The organism is Nocardia sp. NPDC049737 (assembly GCF_040674755.1).
Taxonomy (GTDB): Bacteria; Actinomycetota; Actinomycetes; order Mycobacteriales; family Mycobacteriaceae; genus Nocardia.
Genome location: NZ_JBFANH010000025.1, coordinates 99,962 through 118,370 on the forward strand (window position 1 = coordinate 99,962; position 18,409 = coordinate 118,370).

The following is an 18,409-nucleotide window of genomic DNA, read 5'->3' on the forward strand; positions in this document are numbered from 1 at the left end:
GGTCGGCGCCGGATTCGACCGCCCCGGATTCGGTGGCATCGGCTCCCGTGGTCACCGGCCGCTCACCTCGACGACAATGCGCGCGAGCGCGTCGGCGGCATCGCGGTGTCCGGCGCCTGCGGCGGACAGGCTCATTTCGATCAGCCGTGTGCGGTCGGTCAGCAGCGGTATCACCTCGTCGATCACATATTTCGGGGTCAGCTCGGCATCGGGGACGATTCTGCCACCACCCTGGCGGACGATCGGCCTGGCATTGAGTTCCTGTTCACCGTTGCCGTGCGGCAGCGGCACATAGAACGCGGGCAGGCCGACCGCCGACACCTCGGCGACGGTCATCGCGCCGGAGCGGCAGACGACCGCATCGGCGGCGGCATAGGCCAGGTCCATTCGGGAAAGATACGGCACGGCGATATACCGCGCCCCATCCTCATCCGATTGCGGGACCTCGAGAGTGTTCTTGGGGCCGTGCGCGTGCAGCACCGAAACGCCCGCCGCCGCCAGCTGTGGCGCCGCCCCGGAGATCGCCTTGTTCAACGAGACCGCCCCCTGCGAGCCACCGAAGACCAGCAGAACCGGGCCCTCGGCAGGCAGGCCGAAATGGGCACGGGCTTCGGCCTGCAGCGCGGCCCGATCCAGCGAGGTAATGGACCCGCGCACCGGAATGCCGATGACCTCGGCCTTGGCCAGCCCCGAATCGGGTACGGCGGCGAGCACTCTGGCCGCGCGCCTGGCGCCGACCTTATTGGCGATACCTGCCTTGGCATTTGCCTCGTGCACCACCACCGGCACCGCGCGCCTGCGGCCGAGCGCGCCCCGGCCCGCCGCGAGGTAGGCGGGCAATGCGACATAGCCGCCGAAGCCGACGATCACATCGGCCTCGACCGCATCGATGACCGCTCTGGTCTTGGCCACCGACGCACGGACACGGCCGGGCAGCCGCAGCAGATCCGCGCTCAGCTTGCGCGGCAACGGAACCGGCGGGATCAACTCCAGCCGATAGCCGCGCTCGGGCACCAGTTTGGTCTCGAGTCCGCGTTCGGTGCCGAGTGCGGTGACCCGGATCGATTCGTCGAGTCGCCGCAGCGCGTCGGCGACGGCCAGCGCGGGCTCGATATGTCCCGCGGTACCACCGCCCGCGACGATCACCGACAGTGGTTTGCGGGGTCGCTCCGCACTCACCTGGATCTTCCCCGATCTCTCGCATGGTTTATCGGATAGCTCGGCTCCCACGCCCTGGTCGCCCGCAGTGAACTCGTCCCTCGGCTCTCTGGCACGCGCCGTCGACCGGATTCGGACTGACTCCGCTGCCCCTGCGGCCGTGCGCCCCGCGCCCGGTCGGCCTTGGCCCGTTCGGCCCGTGCCCGCTGTTCGGCCGCCTTGGCCTTGGCCGCGGCCGAGCGCGCACGTGCCGCATCCGCCCGCGCCGGTGAGTACACCTCCGGCTTGGGCAGTCGCAGCAGTCGGCTGAATCTGCCGTCCTGTCCGGCCTGCAGCGCCGCAATCGCCTCGGGCTCGTGCCGGGCCGCATTGGCGATGATGCCGAACATGAACAGAGTGATCGCCAGCGACGAACCGCCCGCCGAAACCAGCGGCAGCTGCAGACCGGTCACTGGCAGCAGGTTGACCACATAGCCGATGTTGATCAGCGCCTGGCCGGTGATCCAGGTGGTCGCGGTCGCGGTGAGCAACCGCAGGAACGGATCGACCGAACGGCTCGCGATGCGCAGGCCGGTGTAGACGAACAGTGCAAACAGGCCCAACACCAGTGCGCAGCCGAGAAATCCGAGTTCCTCGCCGATGATGGCGAAGATGAAGTCGTTGTGTGCATTCGGCAGGTACTGCCATTTGGCCCGGCTCTGGCCGAGGCCACGACCCCAGATGCCGCCGTCTGCCAGCGAGTACAGCGCTTGGCGCGCTTGGTAATTGATGCCCTGCGGATCATCACCCGGGTTGAAGAAGGCGCGCATCCGGTCCGAGCGATACCCCGCGGACAGTGCGAGGACGCCTGCGGCGATCACGCCCGAAATCGCGATAGTGACGAACAACCGCACCGGCAGTCCGCCGAACCACAGCAGTGCGGCGAGCACGATGCCCAGCGCGATGGTGGTCGATAGATTCGGCTCCAGCACGACGAGCAGACACACCAGCAGACCGGCAGGCACCAGCGGCACCAGAATATCTTTCAGGCCGGCCTGTTCCGAGCGACGCGAAGCGAGCAGATGCGCACCCCACACCACCAGCGTCACCTTCACGATCTCCGAGGGCTGCACCGAGATCGGCCCGATGAAGAACCAGCGCCGCGCACCTTGCACCTCGGAGCCGATGCCGGGAATCAACACCAGCAATAGCGCCAGCACCGAGATCGCGAACAGCGGAAACGACCATTGCCGCAGTCGGCGCAAGGAAATCCGCAGTGCCAGATAGAACAGCACCGCGCCGATCGCGGCGAACATGGCCTGCTGGATGAACAGCGAATACGCCGATCCGCCGTCGACATACGCCTCGACGCTCGATGCCGACAACACCATGACCAGACCGAGCACCGTCAGCAGTGTCGCGATCGTGACGACGAGATGGAACGACGCGAGCGGGCGCGCCAGCCAGGCGCCGAATTTGGTGGCAGCCAGCCGATTCCGCCGTGTCGTCTCGGTCATAGATGCCGCCCGATGTCACCGTCTTCCAGCGCGGCCACCGCGGCGGCGAAACTGCGCCCGCGGTGGGTGTAATCGGCGAACATATCCAAGGAGGCCGCGGCCGGAGCCAGCAGTACGGTGTCCCCGGGACGAGCGAGCCCGGCCGCGGCGCGCACGGCACGCGTCATCACGGCGTCGGCTGTCTCATCGATACCGGCCTCACCCATCCCTGCATGGTCTCCCGCGCGGACCTCGACAACCGGGACCTCGGGCGCGTGTCGCGCCAATGCGGCCGCGATCACCGGCGCGTCGGCCCCGATGAGCACGGCGGCGGCGAGGCGATCGGCGATCTCCTCGACCAGATCCTCGACCGACGCACCCTTCAACTGCCCACCGGCGATCCAAACCACTTGCGGGTGAGCGAGTATCGACGAGCGCGCGGCATGCGGATTGGTGGCCTTGGAGTCATCGATGAATTCGACACCGGCCACATCGCGCACGAAGGCGGCTCGATGCGGACCGACCTTGTGCTCGATGAGGCCTTCTCGCACGAATTGCGGCGCCACATCGATGGCCCTGGTCAGCGCGGCGGCGGCGAGTGCGTTGGCGACACCGGCTGGTCCCTTGGGGCTGATATCGCCGACCTCGGCCAGGATGGCGGCCTTGGTGAAGGCGCGGTCGAGCAGTTTGCCGTCCACGACACCGAGTTCGCCGTCGGCGGGTACGCCGATCCGGAAGCCGACCGTCCGGCGCGCCTTACTGCGCCGGGCCAGCGAGGCGGCCACCGGATCGTCGAGTCCGACGACACCGACGCGACCGTAGAGTGCCCTGGACTTGGCGGCAGCATAGGCGTCGAGGCCGCCGTGCCAATCCAGGTGATCCTCGGCCACATTCAGCACCACACCGGCCTCGGGCCGCACCGAAGGCGCCCAATGCAATTGGAACGAGGACAGTTCGACCGCGAGCACCTGCGGACCGGGATTGCGGCGCAGCGCATCCAGGATCGGCAGCCCGATATTGCCGCAGGCGACACTGGCGATACCGGCCGCGCGCAGGATGGAATGCACCATCGAGGTGGTGGTGGTCTTGCCGTTGGTACCGGTCACCACCAGCCATTTGCGGACCGGGCCATAGATCCTGGCCTGATCGACCCACCAGGCGAATTCGACATCGCCCCAGACCGGGGTGCCCTCGGTCACCGCGGCGGCGAGCACCGGGGAATCCGGCCGCCAGCCCGGACTTGTGATGACCAGTGCGAAGCGGCTCCAGTCCGCGGTTTCCAGTTCGGTGCAGGTCGCGATGTCCAGACCGAGCCCGGCCGCCTCCGCCAATGCGGCGGCACCGCCGTCGGTGACCACCGGACGTGCGCCGATGTCGCGCAGCGGTTCGATCAACGAGCGGCCCGAGACACCCCATCCGGCCACCAGAACCTCGCGGCCACGCAGGAATTCGAGCATGGGCCCCGGTGTTCGCAGGGCCCGCGGAGAATGTTCGACCATCGCTACTTCACCCGACCGCTGAGAGATATTCGCTGTAGAACAGGCCGAGTCCGACCGCCGACGCCATGGCCGCCAACAGCCAGAACCGGATGATCACCGTAGTCTCGGCCCATTTGCTGAGTTCGAAGTGATGATGGAACGGCGCCATCTTGAACAGCCGATTGCGGGTTGTGCGGTACACCGCGACCTGCAACACCACCGAGGCGGTTTCCGCGACGAACAGCGCACCGATCACGACCATCAGCAACTCGGTGCGCGTCGTAATGGACAGGCCCGCGAGCATGCCGCCGAGGGCCAGCGAACCGGTATCGCCCATGAAGATCTTGGCGGGCGCGGCATTCCACCACAGGAACCCGACACACGCGGCTGCCGCCGAGGCGCAGACCAGCGCCAGATCCAGCGGATCGCGCACGTTGTAGCAGCCCGCCTCCGGGATCGTCGCGCAGGCGTTGCGGTACTGCCAGAACGTGATGATCACGTAGGCGCCCAGCACCAGGCTCATCGACCCCGCGGCAAGACCGTCCAGGCCGTCGGTCAGGTTCACCGCATTCGACCAGGCCACGACCAGCAGGCAGACCCAGCACAGGAAGATGATCACGCCCATCGACACCGTGGTGATATCGCGGACATAGGACAGATGCTTACTCGCCGGAGTCAACCCGTTGCCGCCGCGGAACTGCAGGGCGAGGATACCGAAAAGTACCGCCGCGCTGATCTGACCGACGTACTTGCCCGCGGCCGACAGCCCAAGATTGCGCTGCTTGCGCAGCTTGATGAAGTCGTCGAGGAAGCCGACCACACCGAGTGCGGTGGTCAGCCCGAGCACCAGAAGGCCCGAGGCGGAAGGCCCGTCGGCGTCGTAGCCGATGCCGATCAGATGTGAGCCGAGGTAGCCCGCCCACATGCCGACCAGGATGGCCACACCACCCATGGTCGGGGTGCCGCGCTTGGCCTGATGACTGGCCGGACCGTCGACCCGGATCTCCTGCCCGAAGCCCTGCCTGGCGAAGATGCGTATCAATAGCGGAGTCAGCAGGATGGAGACCGCAAGCGCGATCCCAGCCGCGAACAGAATCTGTCTCACGACTGAACCTCGCTGACGCTCGGCTCAGTCGTTCGGCAGAATGCCGCAGTGCCCATGGTTCGGCAGGAAGCCACGGCGTTCATGGTTCGCTCGCTTCGCTCACTCACGACTCCGCCTCGCTGCCGCTCGGCTCCGTCGTTCGGCCGATGGCCGCTGTGCCTTTGGTTCGCTCGCTCACGCCTCGCGCCTCCGTGCTACCCCGACTAATTCCCGCACGTTCCGCGCCGGTCAAATGTTCGGCGACCGCCCACAGTCCGACCGCCTTGGACGCCTTGACCAGCACCACATCGCCCGGCTCGACCTCGTTGTCGAGCAGCGCGATGGCCGCGCCGATATCGGGCACGAGGATCGACTCCTCGCCCCACGAGCCTTCCATTACCGCGCCCTGGTGCATCGCGTGGGATGGCCTTCCGGTGCCGACCACGATCAGCCGGGAAACATCCAGGCGCACCGCGAGGCGGCCGATCCGGTCGTGTTCGATGACGGATTCCTCGCCCAGTTCACCCATTTCGCCGAGGACGGCCCAGCTGCGGCGCGGGGTTCCGCCCGCACGAGACATGGTCACCAGCGCCTTGAGCGCGGCGCGCACCGAATCCGGATTGGCGTTATAGGAGTCGTTGACGACGGTGATGCCGTCGGCGGTGGTGCGCACATCCATGCGGCGGGCCGATGCGGCATGCGCGCCGCCGAGTGCCTGCGCGACGGTGTCGAGATCCGCACCGCATTCGAGCGCGACGGCGGCGGCGGACAGCGCATTGCCGACTTGGTGTTCGCCGTGCACGGCGAGCTGCACCGGGACGCTGCCCTTGCTGGTGTGCAGCGTGAAGCCCGCGCGTGCCTCGGCATCGAGATGCACATCGGTGGCGCGGATTTCGGCATTGCTCGCCTGGCCGACCGTCACCACGCGGGCCTGCGTGCGCGTGGCCATCGCAGCCACTTGCGGATCGTCGGCATTGAGTACCGCCAGTCCCGTCGACGGCAATGCCTCGACGAGTTCCCCCTTGGTCTGCGCGATCGCCTCGCGACTGCCGAATTCACCGAGATGGGCGGTGCCGACATTGAGCACGACACCGATCTTCGGCGGCGCGACCTGCGCGAGCGCGGCGATATGGCCCGGTCCACGCGCGGACAGTTCCAGCACCAGGAAGCGGGTGTCGGCATCGGCGCGCAACGCGGTCCACGGATGACCGAGTTCGTTATTGAATGATCCGGGCGGTGCGACGACCGGACCCAGCGGCGCTAGCACGGCCGCGAGCAGATCTTTGGTCGAGGTCTTGCCCGAGGAGCCGGTCACCCCGATCACGGTGAGTCCGCCTCTCGCAGTGTTGGATTTGCCGCGCTCGCGGGGCCCTGCGTGGTCCAGCTCCGCTACCGCCTCCGGGCCCGTCGCTCCCGCGGCGGAAAGACGTTCGACGCTCACCCGGGCGAGCGTAGCGAGCGCGGCCAGTACCGCGGCACCCGACCCATCCGAATCACCGGCCAGCGCAACGGATTTCGCGGGCACAGTACCCGGACTGGGAGTCACCACGATCGCGGGCACGCCAACCGGGCGCGCCGCGAGCACCGCGACCGCACCGGCGTCGACAGCTGACTTCGCATAGTCGTGGCCGTCGGCGTGCTCACCGGGCAGGGCCAGGAAAAGATCCCCGGAACCGATTCGACGCGAATCGAATTCGACCGAACCCGTTACCGTCACCTCCGGGTCGGGGGCGTCGTGCAGCGTGCCGCCGACGACCTCCGCGATCTCCCGCAGTGTCATCTCGATCATGAAACCGTCAAGTCCTCCGCGTCCGACCCCTGCGGACTCTGCTCAGTATTGGATCGGCCGCGCTCGCGGGGCCCTGCGTGGTCACGCTTCGCTGCCACCTCCGGGCCCGTCGCTCCCGCGGCGGTGTTGTCGTCCCGCGGGCCCCGCTCCCGTCGCTCCAACGCCGCCGCGAGCACCTCGCGGTCGTCGAACGGATGCTTCACACCCTGGATCTCCTGCCCTACCTCATGTCCCTTACCCGCCACCAGCACCACGTCGCCGGGACGGGCCCAGTCGACGGCGGCGGCGATGGCCGCGGCCCGGTCCCCGATTTCGCGCACCGCGCCGCGTTCAGCCTCCGGCACCGCCAGCGCGCCCCGGCGCAGCGCGGCGCGGATGGCGGCCGGATCCTCGCTGCGCGGATTGTCATCGGTGATGATCAGCAGATCGGCGCCGCGCGCACCGGCCGCACCCATCAGGGGGCGCTTACCCGCGTCCCGGTCGCCGCCCGCGCCGACGACCACGGCCAGCCGACCACCGGTATCGGCGGCAGTATCGGATTCGCGGTGCCCGCCGTGGATGCGCGTATCCCTTCCGGTGCCCGACGTCGACGGCCCCCCACTACCTGCCGCCTCCGGGCTCGTCGCTCCCGCCGCCAGATGACCGCGCAGCGTGGCGATCACCGACTCCACCGCCGCGGGCTTGTGTGCGTAGTCGACGATGGCCAGGAAGTCCTGTCCGCGCTCGACCCGCTGCATCCGGCCCGGCACGTCGACGGTGGCCAGTGCGGGCGCGGCGACGGCGGGATCCACACCGGCCGCGGTGCAGACCGCGACCGCGAGCAGTCCGTTGGCGATGTTGTAGCGCCCCGGAAGCCGCAGGCGCACATCGACATTCGCGTCCGGTCCGGCGGCGGTGAATTCCTGCTCACCGCCGTGCGCGGATACCTCGCCGGTCAGCTGCCAGGTGCCGGAACCGGTGGTGCATACGGTGATCGGTGCCGCGAGATCGGCGGCGAGGCGCCGGCCCCATTCGTCATCGACGCAGATGACCGACGTGTGCGCGGCGATCGGCGAATCGGCTTCGAAAAGCCTGCGCTTGGCGGCGAAGTAATCCTCGAAGTCGGCGTGGAAGTCCAGGTGGTCCTGGGAAAGGTTGGTGAACGCGCCCACGGCGAAGCGCACGCCATCCACCCGGCCCAGCGCCAGTGCGTGGCTGGAAACCTCCATCACGACCGCGTCCACGCCCTGCTCGACCATCAGCGCGAACATGGCGTGCAACTGCGGCGCCTCGGGCGTGGTCAATGCGCTCGGCACGCGGCGACCGCCGATCCTGGTCTCGATGGTGCCGATCAGCGCCGTGGACAGGCCGGCGGCGGTCAGCCCGGCCTCCACCAGATACGCGGTGGTCGTCTTGCCCGAGGTGCCGGTGATGCCGACGATGCGCAGCCGCTCGGACGGATTGCCGTAGAGCGCGCCGGAAAGTTCGCCGAGCACCGACCTGGGCTGCTCACGCGCCAACACCGGCACATCGAGCTCACCCACCAGTTCGGCGCCCGCGGGGTCGGTGAAGACGGCTACCGCGCCCCGTTCGACGGCATCGCGCGCGAAACGGGCGCCGTGCGCCTGCGCGCCCGGCAGTGCGGCGAACAGATCACCCGGTCGCACCGCATGCGAGCGCTGCTCGATGCCGGTGACCTGGATCTGCGCGAGGTCGGCTCGTGACGAGCTGGCACCGGTCATGGCCAGTACGGTGGACAACGGCGTCGACCGCGGATGGGTCGGCCGGAGCACGTGCTGGCTGGACTGCGCGGGCACAGGGCTCCTCTCGGGAATCGGCATGGACGGGATTGGGTGTCGAGTCAGGTTACCGACGTCGGCTCACCGCCGGGCAACGCGGCTCCAATCTTATGAAGCCTGCAGAACGAATCGTCGCGACGGCTCGAGTGATGGCGGGATCCGATCGCGCTGCAGCACCCAGGATGCGATGCTGTGGAACAGCGGTGCAACCGACCCGCCACCGCTGCCGTCGGAGCTGCGGATCGGCGCGTCGAGCATCAGGCCGATGACGTAGCGCGGGTTGTCCGCGGGGGCCATACCGGCGAAGGTGATGTAGTACGACGAGGTCGAATAGCAGCGGCAACTCGGGTCGACCTTCTGCGCGGTGCCGGTCTTGCCCGCAACCTGATAACCATCGACCGCCGCCGACGCACCGGTGCCCATTTGCACGCCCATCGGATCGCGCTGCACGACCGCCTGGAACATGGTGCGCAGCGTGGCCGCGGTCTGTGCGCTCACCACACGCACGCCGTCGGGCTGCGGCTCCTCGGTGCGGGTGCCATCCGGGGCGGTCTCGGCCTTGACGATGCGCGGCGGAATCCGCACACCGCCATTGGCAATGGCCTGGTACATCCCGGTCATCTGCAGGGTGGTCATCGAAAGGCCCTGTCCGATGGGCAGGTTCGCGAAGGTACCGCCGGACCACTGGTCGCGCGCGGGCACCTGGCCGGGGCTCTCACCTGGCAGCCCGACACCGGTGCGCTGGCCGAGGCCGAAGCGGTTGACCATATCCGCGAACCGGTCCTCACCGACCCGCTGCGCCAGCATCAGTGTGCCGACATTGGACGACTTACCGAAGATGCCGGTGGTGGTGTAGGGCAAGGTGCCGTGCTCCCAGGCGTCGTGCACGGTGACGCCCGACATCCGGATCTCACCGGGCACCTGCAGCACCTCATCGGGGTTGGTCAAACCGTATTCGATGGCCGCGGCCGCGGTCACGATCTTGTTGACCGAACCTGGCTCGAACGGATCCTGCACCGCGGGATTCTGCATTTCGGCATTGCCCCAATGCTGCGACCCCAGCGCGGGATTGAAGGTGTTGTCATTCGACATCGCCAGCACCTGGCCGGTCTTCGCATCCAATACCACGGCGGAGGCCGCGTTCGCGCCGGACATCTCCTTGGCCTGCTGCACCTGCTGCTGCACGTAGTACTGCAGGTCCGAGTCGAGGGTCAATTCGACGGAGTAGCCGTTTACCGCGGGCTGCTTATCGCGCCAGCTGCCCGGAATAACCGCACCGTCGGAGCCGCGGTCGTAGGTGTGCGAACCGTCGGTACCCGCCAGCAGCGAGTCCAGCGACGATTCGAGCCCCATCTGGCCGTGTCCATCCCAGCCGGTGGTGCCGAGCACATTGGCCGCCAGCGAGCCGCCCGGATATTCGCGCACATCCTGGCGTTCGGCGCCGATCTCGGGAAATTGCACGGTGATATCGGAGGCGATGCGCGGATCGACATTGCGGGCCAGGTAGACGAAGGCTGTATCGCTCTTCAGCTTGTCCAGCAGCGCCGATTCGGCGGGCGCATCCTTGCCGATCTTGTCGTGGATGGCCTTGGCGATGATTTTGAGCCGCTCATCGGGATCCGGGGCCTTGGCCGACTTCTCCTTCGCATCGGCGAGTTGTTTGCGCACGACCACCGGCTGGAAGGTCAGCGCCTGCGCGCTCAGGGTGTACGCCAGGGACTTGCCGTAGCGGTCGGTGATCGGGCCGCGGGTCGCCGTATCGATCTTGCGGGTGGTGCGCTGGCTGGCCGCCTGCGCGGACAGGCTGGGCGCGGAAATGCTCTGCACCCACAGCAATTGGAGCGCGACGACCGCCAGTGCGACCAGCATGATCACCCGGCCGACGCCGAGACGCAGGCGCAGCGGACGATCCGGGGCGGACGTGCGCGGTCTGGATGCGGTTGCCGGCCTCGATGTTCCAGCGGCTCTGGTCGAGCCCGCCTTGGATGCCGACGGCCCGCGGCGCTCACGCGACGCGGGCCTGGTCTGCCGCATGCTCATCGGGCGCCCTCGTCAGGGTTGGGCGCTGGTTGGGGTGCCTCGGGCTGCGCCGCTTGGGCTTGCGCTGGGACGGGCTGCGGAGTTTCCGGTTGCGGCGTCTCCACCGGAGCCTGCGCGACCGTACTCGATGTCGGCGGCGTCGCCGGTGTCGGGCTCGCCTGTCCCGCAAGGGCATTCGCGGGCTGGCCGGTATTCGGCTGGGTGGGTGGTGCGGTCGGCGTGGTCGTCACCGGAATCAATCGTTCGCCGCGGGCCTGGGCATTGACCGTCGGTGGGGCGGTCGGGGCGACCGGCGAGCTGTTCAGCGGCGGCACCGGTGCGCCCTGTGCGGGCGTCGGCTTGCCGATCACCGTTACCCCGCCATCGGGTCCGATCACCAGTCGGGCCGGATCCTTGGCCGGGATCATCCCGAGTTCACGGGCCCGCGCGGCGAGTTCGGGCGCGGAGTCGGCGGCCTCGACCTCGCGCTGCAGCGCCGCGCGTTCGTCGGCCAGCTTGCGGTTGGTCGCCCTGGCATCGCCGAGCTGATAGCTGTCCTCGGCCGAACGAGTGGTGAGCAGCAGGGTGAGCGCGAGGCCGCAGCCGAGCAGCGCGATGATGGCCGCCACGAACGGGATTCGCGTGGCCATCGCCGACGCGCGCTGCTTGGGCAGGTCGTGAGTTTCCCCCGATTGCTCGGCACGCATCCGACGTTTGGCATAGGCCCGTTGTGCGGCACCCGATTTCACCCGTTCGGCGGCCTGAACCCGGCGGGCGATCCGGCCCGGCGCCTCGACGGTACGCGTGCGCACACTCATGCTGTCCCCTCCTGGATTCTCTCCGCCGCGCGCATCCGCACGGGCGCCGCCCTCGGGTTCTCTTCGATCTCTTGTTCGGTCGCCTTCTCGGCACCTCGGGTCAGCAACTTGAATTCCGGTCCCATACCGGGCAATTCGACCGGCAGGTCGACCGGTGTCCGCGATGTGGTGCGCGGCGCCAACTCGTGTTTGACCACCCGATCCTCGAGCGACTGATATGACATGATCACGATCCGGCCGCCGACCCGCAGCGAGTCGAGGGCGGCGGGCAGCGCGGCGCGCAGCGAGTCGAGCTCGCCGTTCACCTCCACCCGCAGCGCCTGGAAGGTCCGCTTGGCCGGATGACCGCCCGTCCGCCGGGCGGCGGCCGGAATTGTGGCATAAAGCAATTCGACCAATTCGGCGCTCGTGCGGAACGGCTTCTGTTGCCGGCGGCGCAGCACCTCGGATGCGATCTTGCCCGCGAAGCGTTCCTCACCATAGGTTTTCAGTACGCGCGCCAGATCACCGTGACTGTAGGTGTTGAGCACATCCGCGGCGGTGATGCCGGTAGTCGGATCCATCCGCATATCCAGCGGCGCGTCGACGGAGTAGGCGAAGCCGCGCTCGGCCTCGTCGAGCTGCATCGAGGACACGCCGAGATCCATCAGGATGGCACTCACCGAACCAGTGGTCGGCAATCCGGCCTGCTTCAGCGCGGCCGCGATCCCGTCATATCGGATGTGTACCAAGGTGATTCGGTCCGCGAAGGGCGCCAATCGCGCACCGGCCAATGCCAGTGCATGGGTGTCGCGATCGAGTCCGACGAGATGGATATTCGGGTAGGTCCGCAGGAAGTGTTCGGCGTGTCCGCCCAAACCCAATGTGGCGTCGACATATACCGCGCTGGGTTCGGCGAGCGCCGGGCCGAGCAGCGCGTCGGCTCGCTGGAGCAGAACCGGAACATGGCGAGGACCGTCCTGTTCACGGTTCACCTCGACCTCCCGGAATCCTGCCTCGCGTCGTTGCGCATCGAGCCGTGTCAGTGGGATCACTCGCTGCGGGTCGCCTTGCTACACAGCTACTTTCGAAAATACGAATGCCGCGGGGTCTCTGACCGGAGCCTCGGCACCTGGCGTCGGGGAAGTACGTCAGGGTCCGCGCGTCCGGGCAGAGGCCGCGTGGCACTCGTTCGCTCAGGGCTAGAAGATTCCGCCCAGCGACTCGTCTCTCGCTTGCGCGTAGTCCTCCTCGTGCTCGGCGAGGTAGGACTCCCACGCCTGCTTATCCCATATCTCGAGGAAGTCGACCGATCCGATCACCACGCAATCCCGCGAAAGGTTCGCGTAGCGACGATGATCGGCCGACAACACGATCCGGCCCTGAGCGTCCGGACGCTGTTCATCCGTACCGGCCGCGAGTGCCCGAACGAATGCGCGCGCCTGCGGATTGCTTCGAGATGCCGCCGCGGCCCGCCGTGCGAGTGCGGTGAATTCTTCCTTGGGATATACGGCAAGGCTGTGGTCCTGACCCTTCGTGACCATCAACCCTCCCGCCAGATCGTCTCGAAACTTCGCAGGCAACGTCAGTCGCCCCTTGTCATCCAACCGAGGTGTGTAGGTACCGAGAAACAACCCGCTACCTCCCGGATCAACCCCGAGTTTCGGGGAGCACGATCACCTCGGATGTATGCCCTTCCTCTTGTGCGCGCTCCACATTACCCCACTTTCCCCCACTTTCAATCGAAACTCAGGGTGATCTGGCTCCCCGCGTCGTCGATTACGCAGGTCACCCCAGCTATCACGGTGGTGGAGAACTTTTTCCGTGTTCTGGCGACACGCGCCGCGCAGCGAGACAAGCGCCCGACAACTATCAGCAAACACCCAGGTTCCTCTGGTTTCAGCCGGTCACGGGACGGCGCGGAGGTGGGCGGTGGGAGGTTGTGGGGGAAGATCGTGGGGCGTTGTGGGGAACCGCGCGCGGCGAGCAGTCAGCAGTCAGGTGGTGCACGCATGAGAACGCGCCGCCGCACCTGTTCGGTGCGGCGGCGCGTTCGATATGTCGATGTCGGCTACGGGCGCGCTACTCCTGATCGAAGCGGCGGCGGAACCGATCCTCCATGCGCTCGGAGAAACCACCGGACTTGCGCCCTCGTCCCCGTCCGCCCGATCCGCCACTCGCGCCACCGGATTGGGCATTGCCCGACCGGTCGCCCTTGGCGATGCCCTTGGAACTGCCGAGCAGCAACAGCACGCCCGCGGCGAACATCACGATGAATCCGATCAGGCTGATGATCGGAAAGTCGCCGAGCTTCACCGGAGCGGCTATGCCGGCGACAAGTAGAAACAGACCGAGGACGAACAGGGCTGCGGCCTGGAGTCTGCGGCGACTCGAGGTCGAGCGAAGGCGTCCGCCGCGGACGGACGACGCGAACTTCGGATCCTCAGCATAGAGCGCGCTCTCGATCTGTTCGAGCATGCGCTGCTCGTGCTCGGAGAGTGGCACGGTACCTCCCCCGGCACTAGGACGTGGCTGTCGCCTCCGGGTAGGCGACAGATAGCCAAGGTCGACTATCTGCCACCAATGATACGAGTTCGATCAGTGCCGTACCACCTACTCGCCGATAACTAAGCGGTCATGCCCCCGGACCAGCCCGGCGCGGGACGCAATCGAGCCCTGGCATCGACCAGATCTTCCACGTCGTGAAGGAATGCGCCCACCCGCGAATAGAACTCGTCGGCCTGCTGATCATCCACATCGCGATCCAAGCCCGCCTCCAGCGCTGCCCTGATCTCCGAGCGAGCGCTGAAGTAGTCGGTCCACATGACGAATTCGGGCGCGGCGCGCTGCATCAGCACCCAGGCATTGCGCGAGCGCGCCCGCGGCGCGGCATCCGCCCCGGTAAACGCGAGCACGGCACCGGCACCGCGCAGCGCGGCGAGATACGCGGTCCGAAAACGCTCGCGCGGGTCGCTTTCCCCCGCCGCCTGCATGAGCAAGCCGTCCGCCCGCTGCAGCAGCTTGCCCGCCTTGCCGGGTTGCCCCGGGTGTTCGATCCGACCAGACATCAGCCGTCCCTCCGAGTCGCTCACCTGGCCTATCCTGGGCCCGAATGCCGAAGTTCTCAGCACCGCACGGATCGAACAGGTATTCGAACGTTTGAATTGAGATTGAATATAGGGACACCCACCGACAACTTTCCGCGGACCGACGAGAGCCATGACAGCCGTCAAGCCCAAACACATCCCCGCCAACGCCCCTGTCGTCATCGACCTTTCCATCGCGGCGCTGCGCTCCCGGCTGCACGACGCGCTGGCGGTGTACGTCGCGGCAATGGAATATCCGCACGGCACCGAACACCATCGCGCGCCGATGTGGACCGAGCACACCACCCGCGTCGGCTGGCAGGGCGTCGCCGCCGTCGTCCCGGATGATTCCGGGCAGATCGACCTGCGAACCGCGCCGATCGTGGCCATCGCTTACGGCTATCGCGGCGCCGCCCACCAGTGGTGGCACCAGCAGGTGCACAGCGGGATGCGCCGCTCGGGCTGGCCGGAACATTCTGCGCGCGAACTGCTTTCGGACTATTTCGAACTGACCGAGCTGCACGTACATCCGTCGGCGCAGGGGCGCGGCATCGGCGGCGAACTGCTGACACGACTGCTCGCGAATCGCACCGAGAGCGCGGTACTGCTATCCACACCGGAGGTGCACGGCGAGGCCAACCGCGCCTGGAAGCTGTATCGGCGACTCGGATTCACCGATGTGATCCGGAATTTCGTCTTCGCCGGGGATACCAGGCCGTTCGCGATCCTGGGACGGCGGCTGCCGCTGTGAGCGAGCGCGGCGAGTGAACATTGAGCACAGCCGGCCTACCGGTACGACGCAGCCGAGCGCCAGCGAGGCACAGTCGTGACGGTGGCCGTGATCGGGTCGGGCCACAATGCGCTCGTCGCCGCTTGCTATCTGGCGCGTGCCGGGGAACGGGTGGAGGTGCTCGAGCGCGACGAGGTGCTCGGCGGCGCGGTGTCGACGGTCGAACGTTTCCCGGGCCATCTGGTCGATCGCGGATCGTCGGCGCACATCATGGTGCGCCATACCGGGATAATCGAGGAACTGGAGCTGTCGCGCTTCGGGCTGCGCTATGTCGATTGTGATCCTTGGGGTTTCACACCCGCGGGGCCGGATGGTGGTGCGCCGATCGTGTTCCATCGCGACCTCGATCGAACCTGCGCCGGGATCGCGGAGGTCTGTGGGGGCCGGGATGCGGCGGCGTATCGGCGCTTCGTCGAGGTCTGGGGGCCGCGGTCGGCGCGAGTGATGCGCGCGTTCGGCGGTACGCCCACGCCGGGTCGGCTGCTGCGTTCGTTCTGGGGGCTGGACGCGCGCGATGGCGGAAGTGCGTTGTCACGGGAGTTCCTGCAGACCGGTGATGCCCTACTGGACAGCTACTTCGACGATGAACGGCTCAAGGCGTCGCTGGCCTGGTTCGGTGCGCAGTCCGGGCCGCCGATGTCCGAGCCGGGGACCGCACCGATGGTCGGATTCGCCGCACTGATGCATACGTTGCCGCCGGGACGGGCGGTGGGGGGAAGTGGGGCGCTGACAACGGCGCTGGTCGCGCGGCTGCGCGCCGACGGCGGTGTGGTGTCGGCGGGTGATGCGGTCACCGAGCTGCGGCAGGTCGGTAACGGCTGGCAGGTGCGCACAATGTCGGGCCGAAATTTGCATGCGGAAACCGTGATCGCGGGCACCCACGTGCTCACCACGCTGGATCTGCTGCGGGACGGCGGATTCGACGGTGCGGTGCTCGACGAGTGGCAGCGGCGGATCCGGGTCGGGCCCGGTATCGGCATGGTGGTACGACTCGCGACCTCCGCGCTGCCGCAGTATCCCGATAGCTCGACCGCCGAATCCGCCAATGGTCTGCAGTTTCTCGTCTCCGATCGACGGCAGCTGCGCCGGGCGCACGGTGCGGCGCTGGCCGGTGACTTGCCACCGCGTCCGGTAGTGCTGGCCATGAGTTTCAGTGCGCTGGATCCGAGCATCGCCCCGGCAGGTGAGCATCAGCTCTCACTGTGGGCGCAGTGGCATCCGTACGAGTTGGCCGACGGCAGTGACTGGGCCGCGCACGCGAAGTCGGAGGCCGATCGGATCATCGCCGAAGTCGACTCCTACGCACCGGGGTTCGGGGCGAGTGTGCTGCGGCGGTATGTGCAGACACCTGTCGACCTGGAGCGCGAGCTCGGGTTGCGCGGCGGAAATGTGATGCACGTGGAGATGTCGCTGGATCAGATGATGCTGTGGCGGCCGCTGCCGGAGCTGTCCGGGCAGCGGGTACCCGGCGCGCCCGGGTTGTATCTCACCGGGGCTTCGACGCATCCGGGTGGTGGGGTGTCCGGTGCGAGCGGGCGCAGCGCGGCACAGCTGCTGCTGCGCGATCGACAGCGCAACCGGTTTCCCCTGCTGCGCAGGCGATGACGGAGCCGACCGGACCAGTCGTGCCGAAGCCGCGCGAGCAACCCACGCCGAGGACGGAAATCCCTGGTACAGCGAGTCCGGAGACCTCCGGGCGGGCCAATCCCTCCGGGGCAACGGACACCAACACCCAGGCTCCGACGAACCTGGAAACCACCGGAAGACCCGAGCCCGCCAGCCCAACAGATTCCGACGTCAGCGGTGCTGACAAGAACCTGGCAAGTCGGCCCGGCGCGAGTCGGCCTCCGCGGTCGACTGCCGCCTTTCGATGGACGCCGCGGTTGCTAGCGCCGACGGTTCCCGCGGTGCTGCTCGTGCTCGTGCAGATCAGTTATCCGCTTGCCTCGGGCGACGCTCGCGACCTGGTGACCGTGCTGGTCGTGTTGCTGTCGGCGGGGACGGCGGTGGTGCACGCGGTCGCGACGCGCGGCATCAGGTACGCCTCGGGGTTCGTGGTGATTGTCTCGGGGCTCGGACTGGTTGCCGAAATCGTTGGTACCGCGACGGGGTTCCCATTCGGTTGTTATGAGTATGCCGACGGCAGATTGGGGCCCGCGGTGGCGGCGGTGCCGTTGGTGGTCGCGCTGGCCTGGACCGGTGGGCTGTATCCGGTGTGGATGGTTGCCGGGTTGTTGACTCGACGTTGGGCCGGGCGAGTTGTTTTGACCGCGGTCGGGGCCGTCGGTTGGGATCTGTTCCTCGATCCGCAGATGGTGGCGGACGGACAGTGGACTTGGTGTGCCGCCGGTCGGGGGTTGCCTGGACTCGCCGAGATTCCGTACACCAACTATCTGGGGTGGTTCGCGTTGGCGCTGGTGATGGCCTTGCTGCTGACCGGCTTGGATCGCGTCGTGGGGACGGGAAATGCGAATACGTTTACGCCCGCGGCAGAGCGCCTGCCAACGACAGCGCAGACACCGGCGGCAGCCCCCGATGCGGCGGAGGCTGGCACACTGGCGCTGGAGTTGGGAACGCCTGACCCGACCAGTCCGGAGCACGAATCCCGAGGTCCGGTATCCCCGATCTCGGCAGACGCGGTGGTGCCGGCGGCGGTGTTCATGTGGACCTGGCTCGGGTCGACGCTCGCGCACGCGGTGTTCCTCGATCTGCCGTATTCGGCCTGGTACGGATGTGTCGGGCTGGGGGTGCTCGGCACACCGCTACTGGTGCGGTCGGTCCTGGCCCGGCGGGGGTGAAGCGATGCGGATACCACCTGTCCGACACTTCGGTCGGCGTGCGTTGCGCCCGTCGCGTGGCAATTCGGGGCGAGCGCCTGGCACGATGTGTGCCGTGCAGCCGAGTCCTCTCACCGCGATGCCCGACACACCGGTTCTACCGCCGCGTTCGCCCCGG

At 67.7% G+C, this 18,409-nt stretch carries 15 protein-coding genes; 3 read left to right on the forward strand and 12 right to left on the reverse strand.

Annotation, left to right across the window (positions count from 1 at the left end):
* Positions 1–51: 51 nt before the first annotated feature.
* From murG to AB0J47_RS29755, 12 genes are all read right to left on the reverse strand, one after another.
* On the reverse strand, positions 52–1,179 hold the full coding sequence (gene murG / locus AB0J47_RS29700; RefSeq protein ID WP_364353237.1) for an undecaprenyldiphospho-muramoylpentapeptide beta-N-acetylglucosaminyltransferase: 1,128 nt from the start codon (positions 1,177–1,179) through the stop codon (positions 52–54).
* Positions 1,176–2,654: a putative lipid II flippase FtsW gene (gene ftsW, locus AB0J47_RS29705; protein ID WP_364353240.1), complete on the reverse strand. Its 1,479-nt coding sequence runs from the start codon at positions 2,652–2,654 to the stop codon at positions 1,176–1,178. The genes murG and ftsW overlap by 4 nt, the downstream gene beginning before the upstream one ends.
* Positions 2,651–4,090 (reverse strand): UDP-N-acetylmuramoyl-L-alanine--D-glutamate ligase, encoded by a 1,440-nt coding sequence (gene murD / locus AB0J47_RS29710; RefSeq protein ID WP_364353368.1) that lies wholly within the window; start codon positions 4,088–4,090, stop codon positions 2,651–2,653. The genes ftsW and murD overlap by 4 nt, the downstream gene beginning before the upstream one ends.
* Before the next feature lie 49 nt (positions 4,091–4,139).
* Positions 4,140–5,216 carry a phospho-N-acetylmuramoyl-pentapeptide-transferase gene (mraY, locus tag AB0J47_RS29715; protein WP_364353243.1) on the reverse strand — a complete coding sequence of 359 codons (1,077 nt, stop codon included), beginning with the start codon at positions 5,214–5,216 and terminating at the stop codon, positions 4,140–4,142.
* 103 nt (positions 5,217–5,319) lie between these two features.
* Positions 5,320–6,984, reverse strand: coding sequence for a UDP-N-acetylmuramoyl-tripeptide--D-alanyl-D-alanine ligase (gene murF, locus AB0J47_RS29720; RefSeq protein ID WP_364353246.1), 1,665 nt, complete (start codon positions 6,982–6,984; stop codon positions 5,320–5,322).
* Entirely contained in the window at positions 6,981–8,804 is a 1,824-nt protein-coding gene (locus AB0J47_RS29725; RefSeq protein ID WP_364353249.1) for a UDP-N-acetylmuramoyl-L-alanyl-D-glutamate--2,6-diaminopimelate ligase, read from the reverse strand. Before AB0J47_RS29725 ends, murF begins: the two co-directional genes overlap by 4 nt.
* Positions 8,805–8,870: 66 nt before the next feature.
* Positions 8,871–10,631 carry a penicillin-binding protein 2 gene (locus AB0J47_RS29730; protein ID WP_364353371.1) on the reverse strand — a complete coding sequence of 587 codons (1,761 nt, stop codon included), beginning with the start codon at positions 10,629–10,631 and terminating at the stop codon, positions 8,871–8,873.
* Between the two features lie 167 nt (positions 10,632–10,798).
* Positions 10,799–11,599: a hypothetical protein gene (locus tag AB0J47_RS29735; RefSeq protein ID WP_364353252.1), complete on the reverse strand. Its 801-nt coding sequence runs from the start codon at positions 11,597–11,599 to the stop codon at positions 10,799–10,801.
* Positions 11,596–12,573, reverse strand: coding sequence for a 16S rRNA (cytosine(1402)-N(4))-methyltransferase RsmH (gene rsmH / locus AB0J47_RS29740; RefSeq protein ID WP_364353374.1), 978 nt, complete (start codon positions 12,571–12,573; stop codon positions 11,596–11,598). Before rsmH ends, AB0J47_RS29735 begins: the two co-directional genes overlap by 4 nt.
* A 207-nt stretch (positions 12,574–12,780) precedes the next feature.
* Positions 12,781–13,212 carry a division/cell wall cluster transcriptional repressor MraZ gene (mraZ, locus tag AB0J47_RS29745; protein ID WP_036535307.1) on the reverse strand — a complete coding sequence of 144 codons (432 nt, stop codon included), beginning with the start codon at positions 13,210–13,212 and terminating at the stop codon, positions 12,781–12,783.
* Between the two features lie 448 nt (positions 13,213–13,660).
* Positions 13,661–14,083: a DUF3040 domain-containing protein gene (locus tag AB0J47_RS29750; RefSeq protein WP_062988705.1), complete on the reverse strand. Its 423-nt coding sequence runs from the start codon at positions 14,081–14,083 to the stop codon at positions 13,661–13,663.
* Between the two features lie 122 nt (positions 14,084–14,205).
* The gene (locus AB0J47_RS29755) at positions 14,206–14,670 is read right to left on the reverse strand and encodes an SAV_6107 family HEPN domain-containing protein (protein ID WP_364353256.1); all 465 of its coding nucleotides are present in this window, start codon (positions 14,668–14,670) and stop codon (positions 14,206–14,208) included.
* A 127-nt stretch (positions 14,671–14,797) separates the two neighbouring features.
* Between AB0J47_RS29755 and AB0J47_RS29760 the strand changes: the two genes are divergently transcribed.
* The 3 genes from AB0J47_RS29760 (at position 14,798) to AB0J47_RS29770 (ending at position 18,252) form a co-directional block, all read left to right on the forward strand.
* Positions 14,798–15,415, forward strand: a complete 618-nt coding sequence (locus AB0J47_RS29760) for an N-acetyltransferase (protein WP_364353259.1) — start codon at positions 14,798–14,800, stop codon at positions 15,413–15,415.
* 75 nt (positions 15,416–15,490) lie between these two features.
* The gene (locus tag AB0J47_RS29765; RefSeq protein WP_364353262.1) at positions 15,491–17,059 is read left to right on the forward strand and encodes an NAD(P)/FAD-dependent oxidoreductase; all 1,569 of its coding nucleotides are present in this window, start codon (positions 15,491–15,493) and stop codon (positions 17,057–17,059) included.
* 311 nt (positions 17,060–17,370) lie between these two features.
* On the forward strand, positions 17,371–18,252 hold the full coding sequence (locus AB0J47_RS29770) for a carotenoid biosynthesis protein (protein WP_364353377.1): 882 nt from the start codon (positions 17,371–17,373) through the stop codon (positions 18,250–18,252).
* Positions 18,253–18,409: the final 157 nt, after the last annotated feature.